The sequence below is a fragment of the Phyllobacterium sp. SB3 genome (assembly GCF_040009165.1).
In the GTDB taxonomy this organism is placed as follows: domain Bacteria; phylum Pseudomonadota; class Alphaproteobacteria; order Rhizobiales; family Rhizobiaceae; genus Phyllobacterium.
This window is the reverse complement of sequence record NZ_JBDYKI010000009.1, coordinates 32,889-55,262: the sequence shown is the minus strand read 5'-3', so window position 1 is coordinate 55,262 and position 22,374 is coordinate 32,889. Positions and strand designations below refer to the sequence as shown.

21 protein-coding genes are annotated in these 22,374 nt (G+C 53.1%); 10 read left to right on the top strand and 11 right to left on the bottom strand.

The genetic code is table 11. From position 1 onward, the window contains the following. Nucleotides 1–129: 129 nt before the first annotated feature. On the top strand, nt 130–2,118 hold the full coding sequence (locus ABKW30_RS24680; protein WP_348601742.1) for an acetyl/propionyl/methylcrotonyl-CoA carboxylase subunit alpha: 1,989 nt from the start codon (nt 130–132) through the stop codon (nt 2,116–2,118). Nucleotides 2,119–2,254: 136 nt separating this feature from the next. On the opposite strand, the gene ABKW30_RS24675 is transcribed toward ABKW30_RS24680, so the two are convergent. Together ABKW30_RS24675 and ABKW30_RS24670 are read right to left on the bottom strand one after the other, a co-directional pair. Next, complete coding sequence (locus ABKW30_RS24675) at nt 2,255–2,437, bottom strand: hypothetical protein (protein WP_348601600.1); 183 nt, start codon at nt 2,435–2,437, stop codon at nt 2,255–2,257. A 251-nt stretch (nt 2,438–2,688) separates the two neighbouring features. After that, complete coding sequence (locus ABKW30_RS24670; protein WP_348601599.1) at nt 2,689–2,955, bottom strand: sel1 repeat family protein; 267 nt, start codon at nt 2,953–2,955, stop codon at nt 2,689–2,691. A 471-nt stretch (nt 2,956–3,426) separates the two neighbouring features. Here ABKW30_RS24670 and ABKW30_RS24665 point away from each other — a divergent pair, with 471 nt between their 5' ends. Continuing rightward, entirely contained in the window at nt 3,427–3,774 is a 348-nt protein-coding gene (locus tag ABKW30_RS24665) for a DUF2147 domain-containing protein (protein WP_348601598.1), read from the top strand. A 73-nt stretch (nt 3,775–3,847) separates the two neighbouring features. Here ABKW30_RS24665 and ABKW30_RS24660 read toward each other — a convergent pair whose 3' ends face one another. The 3 genes from ABKW30_RS24660 to ABKW30_RS24650 form a co-directional block, all read right to left on the bottom strand. Continuing rightward, nucleotides 3,848–4,969, bottom strand: a complete 1,122-nt coding sequence (locus ABKW30_RS24660) for an ABC transporter substrate-binding protein (protein WP_348601597.1) — start codon at nt 4,967–4,969, stop codon at nt 3,848–3,850. 109 nt (nt 4,970–5,078) lie between these two features. Then, entirely contained in the window at nt 5,079–5,969 is an 891-nt protein-coding gene (gene bla, locus ABKW30_RS24655; protein WP_348601596.1) for a class A beta-lactamase, read from the bottom strand. A gap of 837 nt (nt 5,970–6,806) precedes the next feature. Further along, nucleotides 6,807–7,508, bottom strand: a complete 702-nt coding sequence (locus ABKW30_RS24650) for a glutathione S-transferase N-terminal domain-containing protein (protein ID WP_348601595.1) — start codon at nt 7,506–7,508, stop codon at nt 6,807–6,809. Between the two features lie 174 nt (nt 7,509–7,682). Between ABKW30_RS24650 and ABKW30_RS24645 the strand changes: the two genes are divergently transcribed. Then, entirely contained in the window at nt 7,683–7,847 is a 165-nt protein-coding gene (locus tag ABKW30_RS24645) for a hypothetical protein (RefSeq protein WP_348601594.1), read from the top strand. Nucleotides 7,848–7,891: 44 nt separating this feature from the next. Next, nucleotides 7,892–9,400: an AMP nucleosidase gene (locus tag ABKW30_RS24640; protein ID WP_348601741.1), complete on the top strand. Its 1,509-nt coding sequence runs from the start codon at nt 7,892–7,894 to the stop codon at nt 9,398–9,400. A 3-nt stretch (nt 9,401–9,403) separates the two neighbouring features. Here ABKW30_RS24640 and ABKW30_RS24635 read toward each other — a convergent pair whose 3' ends face one another. Further along, nucleotides 9,404–10,165, bottom strand: coding sequence for a VOC family protein (locus ABKW30_RS24635; protein WP_348601593.1), 762 nt, complete (start codon nt 10,163–10,165; stop codon nt 9,404–9,406). Between the two features lie 80 nt (nt 10,166–10,245). Here ABKW30_RS24635 and ABKW30_RS24630 point away from each other — a divergent pair, with 80 nt between their 5' ends. Beyond that, a complete protein-coding gene (locus ABKW30_RS24630) occupies nt 10,246–10,692 on the top strand; it encodes a MarR family transcriptional regulator (protein WP_348601592.1) in 447 nt (148 codons plus the stop codon). Here ABKW30_RS24630 and ABKW30_RS24625 read toward each other — a convergent pair. Further along, on the bottom strand, nt 10,689–11,039 hold the full coding sequence (locus ABKW30_RS24625) for a VOC family protein (RefSeq protein WP_348601591.1): 351 nt from the start codon (nt 11,037–11,039) through the stop codon (nt 10,689–10,691). The two genes, ABKW30_RS24630 and ABKW30_RS24625, sit on opposite strands and share 4 nt — an antisense overlap. Nucleotides 11,040–11,926: 887 nt before the next feature. Here ABKW30_RS24625 and ABKW30_RS24620 point away from each other — a divergent pair. Next, nucleotides 11,927–12,928, top strand: a complete 1,002-nt coding sequence (locus ABKW30_RS24620; protein ID WP_348601590.1) for an endonuclease/exonuclease/phosphatase family protein — start codon at nt 11,927–11,929, stop codon at nt 12,926–12,928. A 1-nt stretch (nt 12,929) separates the two neighbouring features. Here the strand turns inward: ABKW30_RS24620 and ABKW30_RS24615 are convergent, their stop codons facing one another. The 3 genes from ABKW30_RS24615 to ABKW30_RS24605 form a co-directional block, all read right to left on the bottom strand. Next, nucleotides 12,930–14,597, bottom strand: a complete 1,668-nt coding sequence (locus tag ABKW30_RS24615) for an electron transfer flavoprotein-ubiquinone oxidoreductase (RefSeq protein WP_348601589.1) — start codon at nt 14,595–14,597, stop codon at nt 12,930–12,932. A gap of 201 nt (nt 14,598–14,798) precedes the next feature. After that, nucleotides 14,799–14,993 (bottom strand): helix-turn-helix transcriptional regulator, encoded by a 195-nt coding sequence (locus tag ABKW30_RS24610; protein WP_348601588.1) that lies wholly within the window; start codon nt 14,991–14,993, stop codon nt 14,799–14,801. After that, nucleotides 14,990–15,370: a hypothetical protein gene (locus ABKW30_RS24605; RefSeq protein ID WP_348601587.1), complete on the bottom strand. Its 381-nt coding sequence runs from the start codon at nt 15,368–15,370 to the stop codon at nt 14,990–14,992. Before ABKW30_RS24605 ends, ABKW30_RS24610 begins: the two co-directional genes overlap by 4 nt. Nucleotides 15,371–15,530: 160 nt before the next feature. Here ABKW30_RS24605 and ABKW30_RS24600 point away from each other — a divergent pair, with 160 nt between their 5' ends. The 3 genes from ABKW30_RS24600 (at nt 15,531) to ABKW30_RS24590 (ending at nt 18,415) form a co-directional block, all read left to right on the top strand. After that, nucleotides 15,531–16,136: a hypothetical protein gene (locus ABKW30_RS24600; protein ID WP_348601586.1), complete on the top strand. Its 606-nt coding sequence runs from the start codon at nt 15,531–15,533 to the stop codon at nt 16,134–16,136. 66 nt (nt 16,137–16,202) lie between these two features. Next, a complete protein-coding gene (locus ABKW30_RS24595; RefSeq protein ID WP_348601585.1) occupies nt 16,203–17,045 on the top strand; it encodes a uracil-DNA glycosylase in 843 nt (280 codons plus the stop codon). A gap of 107 nt (nt 17,046–17,152) precedes the next feature. Next, entirely contained in the window at nt 17,153–18,415 is a 1,263-nt protein-coding gene (locus tag ABKW30_RS24590; protein WP_348601584.1) for an MFS transporter, read from the top strand. Here ABKW30_RS24590 and ABKW30_RS24585 read toward each other — a convergent pair. Further along, the gene (locus tag ABKW30_RS24585; protein ID WP_348601740.1) at nt 18,412–19,335 is read right to left on the bottom strand and encodes a DMT family transporter; all 924 of its coding nucleotides are present in this window, start codon (nt 19,333–19,335) and stop codon (nt 18,412–18,414) included. The genes ABKW30_RS24590 and ABKW30_RS24585 overlap by 4 nt on opposite strands. A gap of 366 nt (nt 19,336–19,701) precedes the next feature. On the opposite strand from ABKW30_RS24585, the gene pepN reads away from it, so the two are divergent. Beyond that, entirely contained in the window at nt 19,702–22,347 is a 2,646-nt protein-coding gene (gene pepN, locus ABKW30_RS24580; protein ID WP_348601583.1) for an aminopeptidase N, read from the top strand. The last annotated feature ends 27 nt before the right edge of the window (nt 22,348–22,374 follow it).

The following is a 22,374-nucleotide window of genomic DNA, read 5'->3' as shown; positions in this document are numbered from 1 at the left end:
GAGGAATGCAGGAGCCAAAGTGTTTCAGGTTGAAAGGCGTGATTGCAAAACACCGAACTTCCTCACGGTGAGCCTGTCGAACCATACACAATGCATATGCCCAACAAGCGAGATGCAATAATGACAAAAATGTTCTCCAGAATCCTCATTGCCAATCGCGGTGAAATTGCCTGCCGCGTTATTCGTACCGCACAGCGCATGGGGATCGGCACTGTTGCGGTTTACTCCGATGCAGACGCGCAGTCACTGCATGTCGCCATGGCTGACGAAGCGGTCAATATCGGCCCTGCACCTGTTACCGATAGCTATCTGCGCGCCGACCGTATTATCGAGGCAGCGCTGGCCACCGGCGCTGAGGCTATCCACCCTGGCTATGGCTTTCTTTCGGAAAACCCCGGCTTCGTTGATGCAGTGGTAAAGGCTGGCCTCATTTTCATCGGACCGAGCGCCGACTCTATCCGCGCCATGGGCCTGAAGGATGCTGCCAAGCGCCTGATGGAAAAGGCAGGAGTGCCGGTCGTTCCCGGCTATCACGGCGAAGCGCAGGAGCTTGTAGTGCTCGCCTCCAAGGCACGCGAAATCGGTTATCCGGTGCTGATCAAGGCCCGTGCCGGCGGTGGCGGCAAAGGCATGCGCAAGGTCGATAGTCCCGATGATTTTGCTGAGGCATTGGGCAGTGCACGGCGTGAGGCAAAAAGCGCTTTTGGTGATGACCGCGTTCTGGTTGAAAAATACGTAGCAAAACCACGCCATATTGAAGTGCAGGTTTTCGGCGATAATCACGGCAATGCGGTTCACCTCTATGAGCGCGATTGTTCGCTGCAGCGTCGCCATCAAAAAGTTATCGAGGAAGCCCCCGCCCCCGGCATTACCGCCGAAATGCGGGCGGCGATGACCAGTGCTGCGGTCAAGGCAGCTTTGGCGATCAACTATTCAGGCGCGGGAACGATCGAATTTATCGTCGATGCAACCGAAGGACTGAAGCCTGACCGGTTCTGGTTCATGGAAATGAACACGCGCCTGCAGGTTGAACACCCCGTTACGGAAATGATCACCGGACTTGATCTTGTTGAGTGGCAGTTACGCGTTGCTGCTGGTGAAAAGCTGCCGCTGACGCAAAAGCAAATTCCGCTGAATGGCCACGCTGTTGAAGCACGGCTTTATGCGGAAGACCCTGCCCGCAGCTTTTTGCCCGCCATAGGCACGCTGCACCATCTGGCTTTCCCGAGCAGCATTACCAATGGCGATATTCGCATCGAGACGGGCGTACGCGCAGGCGATACGATTTCACCCTTCTATGATCCGATGATCGCAAAGGTCGTTGTCCACGCACCGGACCGGACAACAGCGTTGGCAGCGATGGAAAGCGCGTTGATACAAACCGAAATCGCAGGAACAACGACCAACCTGGCCTTTCTTGCAGCGCTGATCCGTCATCAGGGTTTCAGCAGCGGCGATGTAGATACGGGCCTGATTGATCGCGACCTTGCCGGTCTTGTTGCGCCATCAACCATACCTGCCGGTGCAAAAGAACTGGCGATCATTGCAGCCAGCGGCTTGCTGGAACGCTCAACTTCCGACGACCCATGGACTGCCTTGCGCGGCTATAACCATCTCGGTTCGTCCATCTATCCCGTAACGCTTTCCGAAGAGGAAAAGCCCGTGCGGTATGGAGTAGCTCTGATTGACGACGAGCGGTTTGCAGTTTCGAGCCCCGGCAGCATTCTTGAAGTGAAAGTCCGGCGGGAAGCAACCGGCTGGCATATGACAGGTAAAGGTATCAATCTCCGGGCCAAGACAGCAAAGATACCCAACGGCATTGCCGTGATTGCCACCGGTACAGTCTCGATCTTCGCGATAGCCGATCCGTTCATTCTGGCTGAAGCTGCGGGAAATGCGGGCGACCGCCTTAGTGCACCAATGCCCGGGCTGGTTAAATCAGTGCGCGTCTCGGCTGGCGATACGGTCAAAAAGGGTCAAATATTGCTGGTGCTGGAAGCGATGAAAATGGAACACACCATTACCGCTCCACATGATGGTAAAATCGCGGAGATCGTAACAGAAGGATCGCAAGTTAAAGAAAAGTCGTCACTTGTCCGATTCGAAACAAATGATTAGCTCGGGCCGGATTTTGATCTAATCAGCGAACCGCTTGTCTCTTCATTATTGCGATTCTCGATCTTAAAATCAGCTTTACGGTACATGCTTTACTATAAATACTGTAACATAAAATATATTTCGGGCTGGATATAGTCTATCCAGCCTTAGTTGGCAGGTTGACAATAGCCGTTTCGACGGCGGCAATGTTCAGCTCAAGTGTGGCAATCTTCTGCAAAGTATTATTGTCGGGGAATGCTTTTGATTTTGCACACATCAATATGAGTTGTGTTTGAGCTTCAGTTAAACTTGATAACAACCTCTCTAAATCGTCCAACATGTGTTTTCCGTTTTCATTATTAAGTGCGCACACGCGCAGGTTGTAGCAATTCACCGCATCTTCAATACGCGAAAAGCTTGAAAATTGTCAAAGCACATATGTCAGAAATATACCATTTATTTTACCAGTCGAACAAAATATTCCACCAGTTCAGTGCCGAAGCTAGGCAATTGGTATTGTCATTCGCAAAAAAGCACAAATGAACCGCTTTTGATTAAAATTTTATACCTTTTTATTGGAGTTTCTTAAAGCTAGTGCGACGTCATCCATTCGCGTGCTTCACGCAGGGCTACCGCAATATCAGCCTTCGACATCGTTGCCATGATTTCGGCACGCAGTTCAGCTGCGCGATCACAACCTTTGATTGCAGCAATGTTGAACCACTTGTGCGCAGCAACCAGATCGACCGCGCAATCACGACCGGTTGCATACATGATGCCCATTTCGAAGAGAATATCAGCTTGAGCTGTACCGCCGATGTGGCCATTTTCAAGATTTTGAAGATCGAAGCGTGCCATTTTACCAAACCCCTGTTGAACCCAATTCGTATTTCAAACGAAAGCCCTGTCAGACTTCTGAGAACCGCCCTGTTTGTTGTTTTGGCGTGCCCTTTTGATGCTTCCGATAATGCGGGAGAGGCTTGAAATTGCTGTTAAAAGGCATGATTAACCGGGATCAAACAAAACAAAAACAACTCGTAAACTTCGGAATTCATTAAATATAACAGACCAGCAAATACGGGCATTTTCCGAAAAATCACCTAAAATGCGCAAGTGCGATTTCAAGCCTTTGCTAACCAAGTATCACGTTGGAAACTGGCACTCCCCCTTTCGACTGCAACTATCTGACCGTGAAAAGAGCTGCGGAACGCCAGCATTTCCTCGTGGATAGGCCACTTCCCTTCGCCGACATTTTCAATTACCTTTACGTGCGCGTAAGCACTATGCGAACCGGCGGGAGAGTTTGGTTCGCTTCACCGGGAGGACATTATGAAATTCAAGATTCTGCTGGCATGCGCCAGCCTCGCTCTTATGACGGGAACCGCGATGGCGGAAGAGCCAATCGTCGGCTCGTGGAAGCGCCCGAACGGCACGATTATCCAATATTCGTCCTGCGGCGGCGACAAATATTGCGGTACTGTCCTGACCGGCGAATATAAGGGTAAGTCGATCGGCTCGATGGCAGGCAAAGACGGCTCTTACAAGGGCACCGTCAACAAGCTGGACGAGGGCAAGACATATAATGGCAAAGCCACAGCCAAAGGCGGCACGCTTTCGCTGGCCGGTTGTGTAATGGGTGGCCTCATCTGCAAGAGCGAAAGCCTGACCCGCCAATAGGCAAGAAGCCCTCATCTCAAAACAAAACAGGCAGGTTCGACCCTGCCTGTTTTTATTTTGGCGTCAGGTGGAATTACTCCTTGATGGGTGCGTAATTACCATCATGCCAGATATTGATGTCGTACTTGGCATCCTTGATATCGCCCTTCTCGTCAAAAACGATTGGACCGATAACAGTATTGACCGGCTTGCCATCTTTCAGCACTTCCGCGACCTTTGCCGGATCATCGCTGCCTGCCCGCTCAATTCCTTGCGCAAATGCTTCGACAACGGCATAGGAAAACAATGTAAAGCCATCCGGCACGAACCCGCCAGCCTTGATCTTTTCCACAGCGGCCTTGGCTTCAGGGCGTGCTTGCGGATTTGCCGGGAAAGTGAAAATTACGCCCTCGGCCGCCGGACCGGAAACCGCCCAGAAGTCGGGCGAGGCAATGGAATCACCCATCATCAGCTGAAACTTGAAGTTCTGATCCGCCGCCTGACGCAAGATCAGCCCAGCTTCCTGATGATAACCGCCGAAGTAGACGAAATCGGCCTTCAAATCCTTCAGTTTGGTAACAAGTGCCGAATAATCCTTCTCACCGGCATTGATACCATCATAAAGAATTTCCTTCAGCCCGGCCTCATTCATCTTGCCTTTGACCGCATCGGCAAGACCTTTGCCATAAGCACCCTTGTCATGCAGGACGACAACATTCTTGCCTTTGTATTTCTCGGCGATCCAGGGTCCGACGAACTCGCCCTGCGCATCATCACGCGTGTAAAGCCGCATGATCGTAGGCCAGCCGTTCTTTGTGGCCGCATCCGTCAACTCCGGATTGGACGATGCGGGTGTCATCATCAACACGCCAGCCTCCGCATAAACCGACGAGGCAGGAATACTCGATCCTGAGCACGCATGGCCGTCTACGAATTTTATACCGGCCGCGACGATGCGATTGGCAATGGAGACGGCCTGCTTCGGATCGCAGACGTCATCCTCCATGACAAGTTTGATCTTGCGGCCCATAATGCCGCCCTTCTCGTTGATCGCAGCGGCTGCCGCCTGAGCACCCTGCTTGAATTGATCTCCGATATTGGCGAGCTGACCTGTCATGGGTCCCGCAACGGCAATCTCGATATCTTCAGCCATAGCCGACGGAACACCGAAGGCAGCAGCAATCAGGCCTGCATAGAGAATTTTCTTGAAAGGCATGGTTTCCCCTTTTTGTAAACACAAGCGGGAGGAAGCCTACATGCTATTGAACGGCACGCCAGCGAAATTTAGCAGGCGCGCAGCTGGCAGGCGCTGATTGTTGCCCCCTTTAAAGATTGTCCACGACAAGACTCGCGACCTGTTCGTGGGTAGCATCCCGGCCGGCGGGTGTTCCCTTTGGATCATAAAGATAGATCGCCAGAAGGATCGGGTGGCGGTCGCTGGGCCAAAGAACAGCGATGTCGTTGGCCATTCCGGTCTCGCCTGTGCCGGTTTTATCGCCAACGGTCCAGTTCTTCGGAACCCCCGCCCTGATCCTCTTGTCGCCGGTCTGGTTCGCCACGAGCCATTGTTTAAGCTGCTCGCGGGACGAGACCGATAAAGCATCGCCAAGCACGGTCTTTTGCATATCAGCCAGCATGCCTGCCGGTGTTATTGTATCGCGCGGGTCGCCCGGTTTGGCTTCATTGAGTTCCGTCTCCCAACGGTCCAGGCGAAAGGTTCCATCACCGAGGCTTCGTGCATATTTGGTCAACCCTTTCGGTCCACCCAATGCCTCCAGAACAAGATTACCGGCGGCATTATCGCTGATTGTGACTGTTGCTTCACATAGCTGCGCAATCGTCATGGTTGCACCGACATGCTTACCCGTAACAGGAGAATGCGGAAGGATGTCCTTTTTCTTGACAAGGATTTTCCGGTCGAGTTGCTCCTGTCCACTGTCTACTCGTGCCAGAATAGCCGCCGATGCGAGAAATTTGAACGTACTGCACATGGCGAAACGTTCATTGTCACGATAGCCAATGCGTTTTCCACTACCGGTATCGAGTGCCGAGACCCCAAGGCGTGCACCTGTCTTTTCTTCCATCGCCTTGAAGGCAGCTGTGATACCACTCTGCTCCATGGGAGCCGCCGCTGTTGAACGCATGACAAGCGATAATGCTGGCAGTGTTAACATCGAACCGATCAGCGTCCCGCGACGCGTGATATGACCACCCATTTCTCATCTCCATCTCCGAAGCCATAAGGATCTCAAGACCTGCAGCAGTGCCATCGTGAAACACGCGAACACCTCCTGCGGCGTGCTTCAAATTGCTGACAGAAATGGCGGTTTCCAAGGAGACTTTGTGACGCAAAAAAGTTGGGATGAAGGTTTTGTCGGCACACAGATGCAAAGACGCATAGCGGTGTATAATAGGGATAAACCAGCAGTGCAGATTGGCTCGGCGGCCTTAGACTAAGGTATAATTGTGCGCCAAACTTAACTCGCGTATAGATTAAGTAGTTTCAGCAGTTGGTTTTTTTTAATAGCAATTATAAATGTTGTTTTATTCTGTAAACGGAAGCTAAAAGGTCGGTAATGTTGTACGCATCCTCCCTGCGTACATTGTGTAAAATCTCTCTTGGGGGGCAGAGCTGCGGCTATTACAAATGTCGCTTTTTCTGAGGACCTTACCGGGTGTTTTTTATCCGGATGACCGAAGCAGAACCAATGGTCTGGATCAGTATTTCTGGTTACGGGCAAAGATCGGCAGTCATGGAGTCATCTCCATGACTGCTTTTTATTTTTTGCCTGGCTTTGTCAGGTTGCCTGATGCAATTCGCAATCCCGGTTAATTGATAGTCCGGTTGGTAATGCGGGCTGCACAACAGTACTCCGCCTGCCTACGGGAAACTAAGCCGTGCGGCTGCGTCTATCCCGACCCACGTGCGTCAGCAGACAACAATGGCACAATGCCCAAACATGTATGGTTACGTGCAAGCCTCCATCTGGATCGGGATAAAGATTGATCAGGCAGGGACAACAAATTCGTTCCTGCCCTACTTGGCTTGCAGATTATCGGGCCCTCTGCCCGAAAAGAACCTTCTGCGCTTCCTTATCGTCTGCGAGATTACGGCGCTCTTCCTTGCCGACCGCTACGCCGCGCTCAACTGCCGGGCGTGCGCGAATGGCTTCGAACCAGCGCTTCAGATTGGGGAAATCATTGAGGTCCTGACCCTGATTTGCGTGAGAAATCGTCCAGCCATAGGATGCCATATCGGCGATGGAATATTCACCTGCGAGATAATCCCTGCCCTCAAGGCGGCGGTTCATGACACCATAGAGACGATTAACCTCGTTCGTGTAACGATTGATGCCGTACTCGATCTTTTCCGGCGCATAATTGCGGAAGTGATGTGCCTGCCCCGCCATCGGACCAAGTCCGCCAACCTGCCAGAATAGCCACTCTTCCACCGCGACGCGCGTGCGCTCATCCTGCGGATAAAACTTCCCGAACTTTCGACCAAGATATTGAAGGATTGCGCCGGATTCGAAAATTGAAATCGGCTCGCCATCCGGACCTTCGGGATCGATAATCGCGGGCATCCGATTGTTTGGAGCGATTTTCAGGAATGACGGCTCAAACTGATCACCCCTGCCGATGTTGATCAGTTTGACATCATAAGGCACGCCCAGTTCTTCAAGCAGGATGGAAATCTTCCATCCATTCGGCGTGGGCCAGTAGTAAAGCTCGATAGGCTTGGTCTGGTTCGTCATATCCGTCTCCATGAATGGTGATCCCGATTTTAAAGATAGGCACCGCTTGCGCATTCACAAGGGCTCGGAAGAGGCTTGTTGAACGGTTGATGAACAATGCGATCAGCGGCCGTTCAGCGGAGCGGGGGCAAAGTCACCGGCAGACACTGCTAAAGTCACTTTCGGGGAACGATCATGTTACATTCAACCGCCAATTACTCGCTGCTGTTTCTGCGCGCATTGATTTTCTCGGCAATTCTTGTCGGCCCGGTCATTGCCTTTGCTGCAAGCTATGAAAGCCGCTCACCATCGAATGGCGGTATCGGTCTGGTTCTGCTTGTCAGTCTGCAAAGAGTTTAAGGAAGCCGCTTTTCAAATGTCATGCTGAATCACTATATTGAGTGATGGACAAACGAATCGGAACCAAAAAAATAGTCTCCATCAGCATGCCAGCCCATGTTGAGGCAGAGGAATTCACAGACGCCAAGGCGGCCGTTCAAGCTCTCAGTGAGCTTTATGAACGCAATACCCAATTTCTGCGCGATGCTTTCGATAAGGTGGCAAGGGGTGAGGCCGGAGATGCCACGCATTTTCGTGCATTCTATCCGGAGGTTCGCCTTTCAACATCAAGCTATGCGCAGATCGACTCCCGGCTGGCCTTTGGCCATGTCTCTGCGCCCGGGCAATATTCGGCAACGATCACCCGCCCCGATCTTTTCGACCATTATCTTGAAGAACAGATCCGCCTGCTGATCCGCAACCATGGCGGCCCGGTGACGGTGCAGGAATCGACCACGCCAATCCCCATCCATTTTGCCTTCCTTGAAGGCACGCATGTGGAGTCTTCTGTCGCTGATGCTTTCTTGCTTCCGCTGCGCGACCTGTTCGATGTGCCGGATCTGGCTGCGACTGATGACAGGATCGTCAATGGCGAATATGAAACCGATGATCTAGACAGCATCATGCCGCTATCGCCCTTTACGGCTCAGCGTGTAGATTACTCTCTACATCGCCTGTCGCATTATACAGCAACCCGCCCGATGCACTTCCAGAACTATGTGCTCTTCACCAATTACCAGTTCTATATCGATGAGTTCTGCGCACTGGCTCGCGGCCTTATGGCAGCTGGCGGTGGCGGCTACGAGCGGTTCATCGAGCCGGGTAACCTCATTACTGAAGCCGGTGATGAAGCGCCGACATCGGGCGTGCCTATCGGCAGACTGCCCCAGATGCCAGCCTACCATCTGGCACGTAAAGACGGCTCCGGTATTACCATGGTGAATATCGGCGTCGGACCATCCAATGCCAAGACAATCACAGATCATATCGCCGTGCTGCGCCCGCATGCCTGGCTGATGCTTGGCCATTGCGCGGGTTTACGCAATACGCAAGCGCTTGGAGATTATGTCCTTGCTCATGCCTATGTGCGTGAAGATCATGTTCTCGACGACGATTTGCCTGTCTGGGTGCCAATTCCAGCCTTAGCTGAAGTGCAGGTGGCATTGGAGCAGGCCGTTGCCGAAATCACGGGACTTGAAGGGTATGACCTGAAGCGGATCATGCGGACAGGTACGGTTGCAACGATCGATAACAGGAACTGGGAATTGCGCGACCAGCGCGGTCCGGTGAAGCGGCTTTCACAGTCACGCGCTATCGCCCTCGACATGGAATCGGCCACAATCGCCGCCAACGGGTTCCGCTTCCGCGTGCCTTATGGAACGCTGCTTTGCGTTTCGGACAAGCCGCTTCATGGCGAATTGAAGCTACCGGGAATGGCTACTGAATTCTACAAGCGGCAAGTTGCGCAGCATTTGCAGATCGGTATTCGCGCTCTGGAGAAACTGGCTGAAATGCCGCCCGAGAAGTTGCACTCAAGAAAATTGCGCAGCTTCTTCGAAATGGCTTTTCAATAAGCGTTATTTGCGCGGTCTGGTCAGTGCGAAATATGCACCTTGCGGATCGCGGCCCTCGATGATCCAGGCGTCGCCCGGAACCTCCATCGGCTCGGTGGTCACCTGCCCGCCCTTTTCCTTGATGCGTTCAACAGCCGTATCGATGTCATCGACAATGAAATAAAAGCGCCAGAGTTTCACATCGGAGGCATTGGTGCTGGTCATCATGCCGCCATACATCTGGCCATCGACATTGAATATCTGATAGGTGCCCGCCGGCCCCATATCCATGGCCTCACCCTTCGTCCAACCGAATAGTCCCGAATAAAACGCGAAGGCCTTTTCTGCATCGATGGAAAGCAGCTCATGCCAGCCAATAGTGCCCGGCGTGAAAGTTGCAGGATAATCACCACGACTATCCTTGAAAGGTTTGAACAGCTGAAACGGTGCGCCAAACGGGTCAGCTGCCACCGCAAACCTGCCCACTTCAGGAATGTCCATCGGTTCTGTATGGATGTTTCCGCCAGCCTTTTTGACACGATCCAAGTAGGCATCAACATTGTCTACCGCGATATAGCCAGACCACATGGGAGGCACACCTTCCACCTTCGCGTCCTTCGCAGACATCAATCCGGCCACCGGAACTTTATTTACGGTCAACAACTTGTACTTGACGGGAGAGTTGGGCGAGTCTTCGGCACCCCATCCTACGACATGGGTATAAAATGCCTCAGCCGCTTGCGCATCGCTTGTAAGCAGCTCGTACCAGATAAAACTCCCACTCATGATTGCTCCTCCCAGAACCTTGATCCACAGCCATCAGTATCCAATATTGACAAATAAGTTGATATCAACATAGATGGGTCATGTCAAAGATGATATCCGTTCCCTACGAAACCACTCTCCACGTCCGCGACCATTGTATGTGTCTGACAGTTCAACGGGCTGCCCGCGCCTTGGCGAGAATGTTCGATGAAGCCCTGCGCCCGCATGATCTGACCAATGGCCAGTTTTCGCTGCTGATGTCTTTGAACCGGCCAGCCCCGCCCAATCTAAGCTCTGTTGCCTCTTTGCTCGCCATGGACCGCACGACACTGACGGCAGCCTTGAAGCCGTTGGAAAGACGCGGGCTTGTGAATGTTATGGTTGATCCGTCAGACAAGCGCAGCCGTCTTCTGGCATTGACGCAAGAAGGTCTTCGCCTGCTTTCCGATGTAATGCCCGTATGGGTGAGTACGCATGGCGACCTTGAACAGGTTTTGACGCCAGGCGAACAAAGCCGCCTGCTGAATGATTTGAGAAAATTGCTTTAGCTGTGCTGCAGCACATTTATTATAGCGCCGGATGGATCACGCACATAGAAGCGGCGAACACCCCAAGGTTCGTCAGCTATCTGGTACACGATCTCAAAACCACCTATTTTGGCAAGTTCATAGACTTTGTCCACATCATCAACCTCTATCGATATTTGAGGAACAGTCGTACCCGAGCCACCCTCGCTTGCGACACTCAATTGAGCTTTTGCCAGTCCTTCAGAGGCAAATGTCACGATCCAGCCATGATCCATGACCACATCAAGGCCGAAGAGCGTTTCATAAAAGGAGCGCGACTCCTGCGGATCTTTAGCAGCAATATTCGCAACGATACGTTTTACGGCCACTGGACTTCTCCATTGTTCTGGCAAAGCACGAGCCGCAGTGAATAAGATCGTTAGACGAAAGTCCAACCACAAGTTGCTTGGAAATGCCTGCAATGATGCTATATTCAGAAGTGGAGTGAGGGGCGGACTTCCGCCCACCCCTCTTTTCTTACTGTTTGAATTGAACCCGGAGGCTGAGCGTCCAACTCGTCCGGGTTCTTTTCATAGTAAGAGTAACGCTAAACGGCATGTACCGCATAGTTTACCTCCAGTTTTAACGGCAAGGCTGATGCCCAGTCGGGAAGCCTATCTACCCGATGGATCGGTTCGCTCGACCCGCACTGCTTCTGCCTTTAAAACTGCCGAATAATTGGCTTGAATCTGTGATGACAGCAACGAATGCAGGGTTGTAAAAACCAGCATTCGCCGGTGTATTGGGTTGCCAAATCCACTCGGTTTGGAACGGCTAATAAAGTGGTCCGTTCATAATCCAACCACAAGTTGCTTGGAAAAGCATGCAATGATGCTATATTCAAAAGTGGAGTGAGGGGCGGACTTCCGCCCACCCCTCGTTTCGCTTACTGTTTGAAATGGACCCGGAGGCTGAGCAACCAGCTAGTCCGGGTCTTTTTCATTGTAAGCGTAATGCTAAACGGCATGTACCGCATAGATTACCTCCAGTTTTAACGGCAAGGCTGATGCCCAGTCGGGAAGCCTATCTGCCCGATGGACCGGTTCGCTCGATCCACACTGCTTCTGCCTTTAAAACCGTCCAACATTTGGCGTGAATTGAGGCGAAGGACAACGAACGCAGAGTTGCATTATTCTTGCATGGAGCGGCGTGCAGGTTGTTGCGATCCTGTACAAGACACATCTTGATTGCGTCGCAATTGGCGGTTTAATGCGGAATGATGAAAACCGAGACCGCTCAATCCTGGATCAAGCTTGCTGCCGTACTGATACCGGTGCTTTTCTCCATACCATTGGTACTTGGCTTCTTTGGTGCCGCGCATCCAGCACTCGATTCCTTCTCGCATTTACGCATGCATCTCGCTGTGTTCATGGCGTTTTCTGCGATACCTGCGCTGTTCTTTCGTCTCTGGCGTGAAGGAATAATGGCGATCGTCCTGGCGTTGACTGCTTTGGCAACGGTACTGACACCGCCATCTTCGCCAAGCGCAGAAGCTGCACCAACAGCACAGGCGCAATACAAACTGCTGCAATTGAATTTGCGTTATGACAACGAACAGCAAGCGGACGTTTTCAGGCTGATCGGCAAGGAGTCGCCCGATGTCATTGCGCTGCAAGAGGTTTCAGACAATTGGCGGCCACGGCTGAAGGCCATCGAGGCGCGTTATCCCTATACTTTCTATTGCTCGAACCGCAGCCGTATCGGAGGCGCAGCCATCCTTTCGCGACGTCCCTTCGCTTTGGGTTCAACCCCGATATGCGTTGATAGTCTAGGGGCTATTGCGCGGATAGATTTCGGCGGGCGCAGCGCCATCATCACTTCGCTGCATCTGGATTGGCCATGGCCTTTCGCGCAGGACTGGAACGTCGAAGAAGTTCGGCCGTACTTTGAAAAGCTCGAAGGCCCATTGATCATCTCAGGCGACTTCAATGCCGCACCATGGAGCCAGACGCTCAAAAACATCACTCAATACAGCAGAACGCGCATTGCCGAAGGCTTGCGCCCGAGCTGGCTGGTCAACGGAACTCTCGCGCATGCGGCAAAGTGGATTGGACTACCACTCGACCATATACTGGTTTCGGACAGGATCGTCGCCGCCCGTGTTGAAAGCCTCGAGCCTGTGGGATCAGACCATCTGCCACTGCTGTTGCGCTTCTCGATCTCCGGGGTTGACGACGGCAACGAGCCCGAACAGCAGACAGTGATGCTAAGCCAGTAAGCTACATATTGGTGTAGACGGGCCCCTCACCGCCCTGCGGCGGCACCCAATTGATGTTCTGGTTCGGGTCTTTGATGTCACAGGTTTTGCAGTGAACGCAGTTCTGCGCATTGATTACGAACTTCGGGCCGCTGGATTCCTCGACCCATTCGTAGACACCGGCAGGGCAATAACGTGTCGATGGGCCTGCATAAATATCGTGTTCCGACGTCTTCTGAAGCGCCATGTTCTTGACGATCAGATGAGTGGGCTCATTCTCTTCGTGATTGGTGTTCGACAAAAATACCGATGAAAGGCGGTCGAAAGTCAGCACACCATCAGGCTTCGGATAGGATATGGGCTTATAGTTTGCAGCCGGTTCAAGCGATGCTGCATCATTCTTGCCGTGCTTCCATGTACCGAACGGCGACCAGCCTCCGAAAATAGTATTGAGCCACATGTCGAGGCCGCCCAAGGCAACACCGCCAATGGTTCCAAGTTTCGACCACATCGGCTTGACGTTGCGAACCCGCTTGAGATCCTTGCCGATTTCACTGGTGCGCCAGGCATTTTCGTAGGTGATGAGTTCATCGTTGGCGCGTCCGGCGGCTAATGCTTCCGCGACATGTTCGGCAGCGAGCATGCCGGAGAGCATGGCATTGTGCGAACCCTTGATGCGCGGGACATTGACGAATCCGGCAGAACAACCAAGCAAAGCGCCACCCGGGAAGGAAAGCTTCGGCACGGACTGCCAGCCGCCTTCCGTAATCGCGCGTGCACCATATCCAAGACGCTTGCCACCTTCGAAAATACCACGAATGGCGGGGTGGGTCTTGAAGCGCTGAAACTCTTCAAACGGCGACAGATAAGGGTTCTTGTAATTAAGATGCATGACGAACCCGACAGCAACCGTATTATCCTCCAAATGATAGAGGAATGATCCGCCGCCTGTCTTCATATCAAGCGGCCAGCCGAACGAATGCTGCACGAGGCCGAGCTTGTGCTTTGCAGGATCGATCTGCCAGAGTTCCTTCAGGCCGATGCCATATTTCGCAGGTTCCTTGCCTTCGTCCAGTTTGAACTGATTGATCAACTGCTTGGCGAGTGAACCGCGTGCACCTTCCGCAATCAGCGTATACTTTCCGAGAAGTTCCATGCCCCGCGTATAGGCCGGACCATGGGAGCCGTCTTTCTCGATGCCCATATCGCCGGTCGCTACGCCGATAACTGCGCCGGAATCGTTGTAAAGCACTTCAGTTGCGGCAAAGCCCGGATAAATCTCCACGCCGAGTTCTTCCGCCTTCGTACCGAGCCAACGGCACACATTACCGAGCGAAACGATGAAGTTGCCGTGGTTGTTCATCAATGGCGGCATGGCGAAGTTCGGCAAGCGTATCGAGCCCGCAGGTCCAAGCACAAGGAAATGGTCGGCGGTCACGGGTGTCTTGAAGGGATGCCCCTCCTCTTCGCGCCAACCGGGCAAAAGCTTATCGACACCGATTGGATCGACCACGGCGCCGGACAGAATGTGAGCACCTACCTCGCCGCCCTTTTCAAGGACAACTATGGAAAGGTCCGGATTTATCTGCTTGAGCCTGATTGCAGCGGAAAGACCGGAAGGTCCACCACCAACGATCACGACATCAAACTCCATGCTTTCACGCTCTGGAAGTTCAACTGTCTCGCTCATGCATTCCTCCTGCAGTAAGTTCCCATATGCGCCTGAGGCGCGTAGTTTTTTCGACTTGTAGCCTAACAATAGCCGTTTGCCACAATGAGTCGCGCATGTCAGATGCGGCCAATTGCCCTCATTTCACGACTGCCAGAGGAAATCTATATTTACTTTAACGTAAACGTCAATATTACATAATAGATGAGACGAAGTGACACGTTATTGGCCATAAAGGAATATATCCTCGATCCGGCAACCAAAAAGGTTGGAAATCTTGAATGCCAGTGGCAGGCCGGGATCATACTTACCAGTCTCGATGGCATTTACTGTCTGGCGGGAAACCTCGAGCCGGTCAGCAAGTTCACCTTGCGACCAGCCCTTTTGGCTACGTAGAATTTTCAGCGCGTTTTTCATCGATAGCGCAATTGCCCGATGATGGTGCCGACAAACCAAAGACTCGCCATGAGCGGCCAGACCACAAACATGGACAGGCTTGGCAATCCGATATTCTCCAGAAAACCGTAACTGAACGTAACGAGCGCCGTCCCGGCAAAAGCAACGCCAATGGCTTCGAGTTGGATTTTTCTTGCAAGCTCGTCAAGACGACGTAAGCCCCGGAGCACGACCCAGCAAATGACAAGGCCTGGCAGCATTGGCAGCAAGGTGATTACCAGACGCATCAGTTCACTCTGCCCACCCAGTGAAAGCAGCCGGAGCGAAAGCACCAGACAGATAATATAAGCGGCCAACGCAACGCCAAGTTCGAATACATATCTGCGAAATTTCGTCATTTTCTACCTCGTGAAATTGCGTCGTCTGTCTAACGGGAGCACATAGCATATGTCAAGCATCCTTTACACATACCGGCAGTTGCACCTTCGATCTTTTCCGTCATAATCCTGTTATTGAATTGCCGACCACGTTTGATTTCAAACCGCTTGGGAGGACTGGATGAGTTGGGTACGTCTGCGCTGGTTTGCGAGGGGCCTGATCGTCTTTTATGTGTTTTTTTCCACATTCGGCCAAGCCGATGCTGAATCGGGCAAACTTTGGAACGCAGGTCGTTATACCTTCTCGGACGAGATGGGAGGCTTTACGATTACCGGGGTAAGCGGTAAAGGCACGAGGCAAGACCCCATCATCCTGACCGAAGAGTTCCACTCGACAACTCCTGTCGTTCTTATCATTCGAACAGAACAGACCAACCTTAAAGACCCGGCCGAAGACATTGGCATATTGTTCCACCTCCGCGTTGAAGCGATCAATGGCAGCGGTCATCCTTGGGTGGAATTCGGCTTCGAATTGCAGGAGCAGTTAAATGTGCCAAGCGACTATGGAGACGGGCTATCCTTCTATCAGCCCGGCGACAAGAAAGATGCTATAGACTCAATCGGCTATGCAAGCTTCAGCGACGATTTTGAGCCCTATGACAGGTTGATCTTCCGGGATGGCAAGATCGATCCCCGCGAAAATGCCAGCTTCGGCTTTCCGATTGCCGACTTTACCCCCAAGCGCACATTCTATCTCGTACAGGACCCACGCATTCCTTCCTCGTAAATATGATGTCTTGCGCTTGCAATGCAGGCGGCAATTTGCGACTTCAGGGGTGAGAAGGATTACCGATTGTCAACGTTAAGCGAAATCTTGCACTTTTATGCCGAAGCGGGTGTTAATACCCCGCTCGACGAAGCGCCCGTCGACAGATTTTCGCAGGTCGATACCAAACGTGCACCTACCCAACCAGCGCCTGCTGCCGCTCGCAGCACCGTCGCACCGTCGCCTGTAGCGGCAAAATCTGCGCCGGAAGCAGCTGCCCCAGCGCCCTCAACGCTCAGCAAGGCTTCTGTGCCGGATGACGCGAAAATAGCAATGGCCCGCCAGATGGCAGCAAGCGCTACCACGTTGGAGGAGCTGCGCGAACAACTGGCAGCTTTCGATGGCTGCAATCTCAAGTTTACCGCGAAGAATCTCGTCTTCGCTGACGGCAACCCGCAAGCATCGATCATGTTTGTCGGGGAAGCGCCGGGCCGCGAGGAAGATCTGGAAGGCGTGCCGTTCATTGGGCGATCCGGTCAATTGCTTGACAGGATGTTCGCTGCTATCGGCTTAGACCGGCAAAGCGTCTATATCGCCAACACCATTCCATGGCGTCCCCCGGGCAACAGAACCCCGACACCATTGGAAACTGAAATCTGCCGCCCCTTCTTTGAGCGGCAGATTGAACTGGCGAACCCCAAATTGCTCGTGGCCCTTGGCGGCCCAGCGGCCAAGGCGCTGACAAATGCCACGGAAGGCATCTTGCGGCTTCGCGGCAACTGGAAAACTCACCTGACCGTTTCGGGCAATCAAATCCCGGTCATGCCGACGCTGCATCCTGCCTATCTACTGCGCAATTCAGCACAGAAAAGGTTTGCCTGGAGAGATTTTGTCAACGTCAAGTTGCGGTTACGCGCACTTACTGATTAAGACCTGACTGACTGAGCCCTGCCGCAAAATCGGAGTTGCAGTGTCGTAATTTCCGGCGCAATGCACCCGCCTTACGCTGTAGGCTTAGCGACAATCAGGATAACACCATGTTTCGCCAGCTTTTGCCCATTACGGCACTTTTGACCAGCACATTCCTGATGCTGACAGCCGGAGGCTTGGCAGGCATTTTGCTGCCCTTGCGCGCGGGTATGGAAGGCTGGACGCCAACGACCATTGGCTGGATGGGTACAGGCTATGCGCTCGCCTTTACCGGCGGCTGCATCGTGGTGCCGCGCCTTGTGCGCCGTGTCGGTCATGTGCGTGTTTTCGCAGTGCTTCTTACTCTGCTAAGCATGTCGATGCTCATGCATGGGCTGATCATGGACCCATGGGCTTGGACGCTGTTCCGGGCATTGGCCGGCTTTTCGCTGGCTGGCAGTTACATGGTTATCGAGAGTTGGCTCAACGAGCGCGTGACCAACGCTACACGCGGCATGGTTTTCTCCATCTACATGATCGTTTCCATGCTGGGCTTGCTGGTCGGGCAATATATCCTGCCTTTCGGAAACCCGGCGACGCATGTGCTTTTCATGATAGGCGCCCTGATATATGCCTCCGCGCTGGTGCCGACGGGGCTATCAAATGCACAGTCCCCTCGCCCGCTCACGCAGGTATCGCTTGATTTGCCGGGCCTCTATCGCAAATCCCCTGCCGCAATGGTGGGTTCACTGCTTGCCGGGATTATTGCGGGTGCCTGGAACTTCCTTTCGGCAGTTTATGGACGCGATATCGGCCTTTCGACATTTGGCATAGCGACCATGATCGCCAGCTCGATGATTGGCGGCGCGCTGTTTCAATATCCCATCGGTCGTATTTCCGACTTTGTTGATCGGCGCTACGTCATGGTTGTGGCTGGTATTGGCGGCGTGCTGATCTCGATTACGATGATCATCGTACAGCCCAACACGCCTTGGGTGATTTATACGCTGATGTTTGCGTTCGGAACTGTGCTCTTTCCGATCTATTCGCTCAATGTCGCCCATGCCAACGACTTCGCCGAGCCGAGTGAATTCGTCAAAATTTCAAGCGGATTGCTGATCGTTTACGGCATTGGCAGCATGATCGGCCCGCAGATAGCAGGCCGCCTGATGGATATGAATGGTCCGTCCGGCTTCTTCGTCACCATGGCAATGACATATGCGGCCTATGGCGGCTATGCATTCTGGCGCAGCCTGCGCCGGGCATCACAGGCTCCTTCGGAGCGACCTGACTTTGCCATCGGCGCTCATGACAGGCCGCAAACGCCGGAAACGTTCAACTTGCATCCGCTGAGTGAAGGCGTGCCGGACGAGCAAAGCCTCAAGTCTTAGCCCTGCGGCGTCGAGGCTTTTTTGGCACGGGTGCGGGCAAGCCCAAGGCGATGCTCGCGGTAGATGATGAAGATACCAGCGCCGATAACTATGGTAGCGCCGATGATCATTTCCCAAGTCGGAATATCACCAAACAGCAAATAGCCGATAGCGAGGCCGAGCAGCATCGAAGTATATTCGAATGGCGCAATCGCAGACATATCCGCATGGCGATAGCTTTCGGTCAAAAGGATTTGCGCTACACCGCCCGCAATACCGGCCATGATCAGATAGGTTGCCTGCAGCCCTGTTGGCCAGACCCATCCGAATGGCAAACTGACCAACGCAATCAGACTGGAGGCGATTGAGAAATAGACAACAATGGTAGGAGTGCGTTCTGTCTGCACAAGTCTGCGCACCAGCAGCATGGCAATAGCCGCAAGCCCCGCCCCGCTCAGTGTCGCCAGTGCGCCAACAGCCTGATCCCCGCCAAACTCGCTTTCACCCGTGAAGAATGACATGCGCGGCCAGAGGATAATGAGCACACCAACCAGCCCGACGCCAACCGCGGACCAGCGATAGAGCCGAACTGTCTCTTTGAGGAAGATCGCACTGCATACGACAGTCAAAAGCGGTGTCGCATAGCTTATGGCAATTGCCTCCGGCAGCGGCAGCTTGGTCAAGCCATAAAAACTCATGCTCATCGCACTTACCCCCACAAAGCCGCGCCAGAAATGGCTGAATGGTTCTTTGGTTTTGAAGGCCACATTGAGCTGCCCCTGCCACGCGATGAACGCGATAACAGGAAAAATTGCAAAGAAGGACCGGAAAAAGACGAGTTGTCCTGCCGGAATTCCGTCGGAGGCTTTGAGAAAGCTGGACATGCAGACGAAAACGCAAACCGATGCAATTTTCAGGCTGATTCCAAGCATGACATTCATTGTGCGAACAGTGTTCGCGTTGAGCGGTTCACCTTCTTTCAGGCGAACATTCGTAGACACGGTGGAATAATCCTTGAGGCTGAAGCAAATGACGAGAGGGTATGGAATTTTAACTGATATATCTTTAGGACGGTTTCTACGGCGGCGCCAGACGAAAACCAATCACGTTGCGTTTTTGCTTCATATATCCGGTGAGTGCCCGCATTTGTTGTGCGCGGTGCAAAACACGGTTAGGGTCCGCCGCAATGGAACGGTCTGTTTCTTCATTGAAACTCCAGTACCGTTCCATCTTTTTGTTATACGCAACTCCGGACGGAAAACCGGTTCCCACTTTTCCTGGAATTGCTTTTAAAGGACAGTTATCCAATGCGTACCGATACCGGCCAGGTTTTTCATCTGGAAGACTACAAGCCAACCGATTTTCTTATACCTGAGACCCATCTCGATTTCAGTCTGCACCCGGAGCGGACAATCGTTAAGTCCACGCTGAAAATCGAACGCAGGGAAGGTGTCGCACTTGACGCGCCGCTCGTGCTGGATGGCGATGAGTTGACGCTGGCTGGGATTCGCATTGATGGCGTGGCTTTGGGCGATAATGCCTATGTGGTCACGCCAGACCGTCTCGAAATTCGGGGGCTGCCCGAAGCTGAAGCTTTTACGCTGGAAATCATCACCGAGATAAACCCGTCGACAAACCGGCAGCTGACCGGCCTCTATCGCTCAAGCAATGTCTATTGCACCCAATGCGAAGCTGAAGGTTTCCGCCGCATTACCTATTATCTGGATCGCCCCGATCTGCTTTCCGTTTATACAGTTCGCGTGGAGGCCGAGGTGAGCGCGGCCCCGCTTTTACTTTCGAACGGCAATCCGGGCGAGAAAGGCGCAGTTGAAGGCAATCGTCATTTTGCCGTCTGGCATGACCCGCATCCAAAACCGGCCTATCTTTTCGCGCTCGTTGCAGGCGATCTTGGCGTCATAACAGACACATTTACCACCGCCTCGGGGCGTTCCGTTGATCTTGGTATCTATGTCGAGCATGGCAAGGAAAGCCGCGCCCTTTACGCCATGGATGCGCTCAAGCGCTCGATGAAATGGGATGAAGAAAAATTCGGCCGCGAATATGATCTCGACGTTTTCAATATTGTCGCCGTTTCGGATTTCAATATGGGAGCGATGGAGAATAAGGGGCTCAACGTCTTCAATGACAAATATGTTCTGGCTGAGCCCGACACCGCGACTGACGTGGATTACGCCGGTATCGAGGCCGTTATCGCCCATGAGTATTTTCACAATTGGACGGGAAACAGAATCACTTGCCGCGACTGGTTCCAGCTTTGCCTCAAGGAAGGCCTGACTGTTTATCGCGATCATGAGTTCTCCGCCGACATGCGCTCGCGCGCCGTCAAGCGCATTGCCGAAGTCAAAGGGCTGAAAGCGCACCAATTCCCGGAAGATGCCGGGCCCCTCGCCCATCCGGTTCGCCCCCGCCAGTTTCGCGAGATCAACAACTTCTACACATCCACAGTTTATGAAAAGGGCTCGGAAGTCGTGCGGATGATCCACACGATCCTTGGGGCAGAGACATTCCGCAAAGGCATGGACCTGTATTTTGAGCGCCATGACGGCGATGCGGCAACGATCGAAGATTTCATCAAGGTTTTCGAAGACGCTTCCGGTGAAGACTTGAGCCAATTTGCGCTCTGGTACGATCAGGCCGGAACGCCAAACCTTGCCATCACCTATGATTATGATCAGGCAACAAAAACATTCGAAATCGAAATCGAGCAGTCACTAAAACCAACGCCGGGCCAGCCTTCCAAAAAGCCGATGCATATCCCCATTCAGTTCGGACTTCTTGGAACCAAGGGGCGTGAGATCAAGCCCCGCGCTACCAAAGGTGGTCTTGTCAAGGATGACGTGATTCACCTGCGTAAACGTAAGGAGCGCTTCACCTTTTCCGGTATCACCGAACGGCCTGTGCCTTCGCTTCTGCGCGGTTTTTCAGCGCCTGTTACCATGACAAGCGAACTCACGCGTTCCGACCTTGCATTTCTTGCCCGCAACGACCGGGATGAGGTTACCCGCTGGCAGGCATTGACGCAGTTGCTCAACTCCAAGCTTACAAGCAATTCCAAACGCGTTCGCGGCGGCAAGCCTGCGACTATTGAAAGCTCATCAATCAAACTGCTGGGTGAACTGGCATTCAATAATACATTGGACGAAGCCTTCCGCGCATTGTGCCTCAGCATTCCATCCGAGAGCGATATTGCGCGCGAACTTGGAGCCAATATTGATCCAGACGCTATTCTGGGCAGCCGCGATGCATTGATCCGCGCTGTTGCCGAAACCCATGCGGAGAAGTTCGGGCAGCTTTATAAGGAGCTGGAGCATCATGGCGAGTTCAATCCGGATGCAGCCGGGGCCGGACGCCGCTCCCTTCGCAATGTCCTGCTGGACTACTTGAGCGTTGCAGATGGTTCAGCAAAACGTGCAGCGGCCCAGTTCAAGAACGCCAACAACATGACCGACCGTGCTGCGGCACTCGGCGTTCTGGTACAACGCTTTGGAACGAGCAGTGCTACCAATGATGCCTTGCAGGCGTTTGAAGCACGCTATGGCAATGACGCACTGGTAATGGACAAATGGTTTGCTGTGCAGGCGCTGCAACCGGGCGAAAGCGCTCTTGGCAAAGTTCGGGAATTGATGACGCACAGACTATTCTCACTCGATAACCCTAACCGCACGCGTTCGCTGATCGGGGCATTTTCGAGTGGAAACCAGACCGGGTTCAACCGCGCCGATGGTGAAGGCTATCAGTTCTTCGCGGAAACAATCCTGACCGTCGACAAGAAAAATGCGCAGCTGGCCGCCCGGCTTTTGACAGCCATGCGCTCTTGGCGGTCGTTCGAACCGGAACGCCGCGAACATGCAAGGGAAGCTCTCGCCAGCATCGCTACCGTCGCCGGATTATCGACCGATGTGCGCGATATTGTCGAGCGTACACTGGCCTGAGCGGCCGCAAAAAACTTATCCACTGGT

Coding starts and splice junctions, on each gene's coding strand:
- pepN (WP_348601583.1), top strand. CDS start 19,702: ATGCGTACCGATACCGGCCAGGTTTTTCATCTGGAAGACTACAAGCCA.
- bla (WP_348601596.1), bottom strand. CDS start 5,969: ATGGGTGGTCATATCACGCGTCGCGGGACGCTGATCGGTTCGATGTTA.
- ABKW30_RS24610 (WP_348601588.1), bottom strand. CDS start 14,993: ATGAAAAACGCGCTGAAAATTCTACGTAGCCAAAAGGGCTGGTCGCAA.
- ABKW30_RS24645 (WP_348601594.1), top strand. CDS start 7,683: ATGTTACATTCAACCGCCAATTACTCGCTGCTGTTTCTGCGCGCATTG.
- ABKW30_RS24600 (WP_348601586.1), top strand. CDS start 15,531: ATGAGTTGGGTACGTCTGCGCTGGTTTGCGAGGGGCCTGATCGTCTTT.
- ABKW30_RS24635 (WP_348601593.1), bottom strand. CDS start 10,165: ATGAGTGGGAGTTTTATCTGGTACGAGCTGCTTACAAGCGATGCGCAA.
- ABKW30_RS24605 (WP_348601587.1), bottom strand. CDS start 15,370: ATGACGAAATTTCGCAGATATGTATTCGAACTTGGCGTTGCGTTGGCC.
- ABKW30_RS24615 (WP_348601589.1), bottom strand. CDS start 14,597: ATGAGCGAGACAGTTGAACTTCCAGAGCGTGAAAGCATGGAGTTTGAT.
- ABKW30_RS24630 (WP_348601592.1), top strand. CDS start 10,246: ATGTCAAAGATGATATCCGTTCCCTACGAAACCACTCTCCACGTCCGC.
- ABKW30_RS24670 (WP_348601599.1), bottom strand. CDS start 2,955: ATGGCACGCTTCGATCTTCAAAATCTTGAAAATGGCCACATCGGCGGT.
- ABKW30_RS24620 (WP_348601590.1), top strand. CDS start 11,927: ATGATGAAAACCGAGACCGCTCAATCCTGGATCAAGCTTGCTGCCGTA.
- ABKW30_RS24585 (WP_348601740.1), bottom strand. CDS start 19,335: ATGAATGTCATGCTTGGAATCAGCCTGAAAATTGCATCGGTTTGCGTT.
- ABKW30_RS24665 (WP_348601598.1), top strand. CDS start 3,427: ATGAAATTCAAGATTCTGCTGGCATGCGCCAGCCTCGCTCTTATGACG.
- ABKW30_RS24660 (WP_348601597.1), bottom strand. CDS start 4,969: ATGCCTTTCAAGAAAATTCTCTATGCAGGCCTGATTGCTGCTGCCTTC.
- ABKW30_RS24675 (WP_348601600.1), bottom strand. CDS start 2,437: ATGTTGGACGATTTAGAGAGGTTGTTATCAAGTTTAACTGAAGCTCAA.
- ABKW30_RS24650 (WP_348601595.1), bottom strand. CDS start 7,508: ATGACGAACCAGACCAAGCCTATCGAGCTTTACTACTGGCCCACGCCG.
- ABKW30_RS24590 (WP_348601584.1), top strand. CDS start 17,153: ATGTTTCGCCAGCTTTTGCCCATTACGGCACTTTTGACCAGCACATTC.
- ABKW30_RS24640 (WP_348601741.1), top strand. CDS start 7,892: ATGGACAAACGAATCGGAACCAAAAAAATAGTCTCCATCAGCATGCCA.
- ABKW30_RS24680 (WP_348601742.1), top strand. CDS start 130: ATGTTCTCCAGAATCCTCATTGCCAATCGCGGTGAAATTGCCTGCCGC.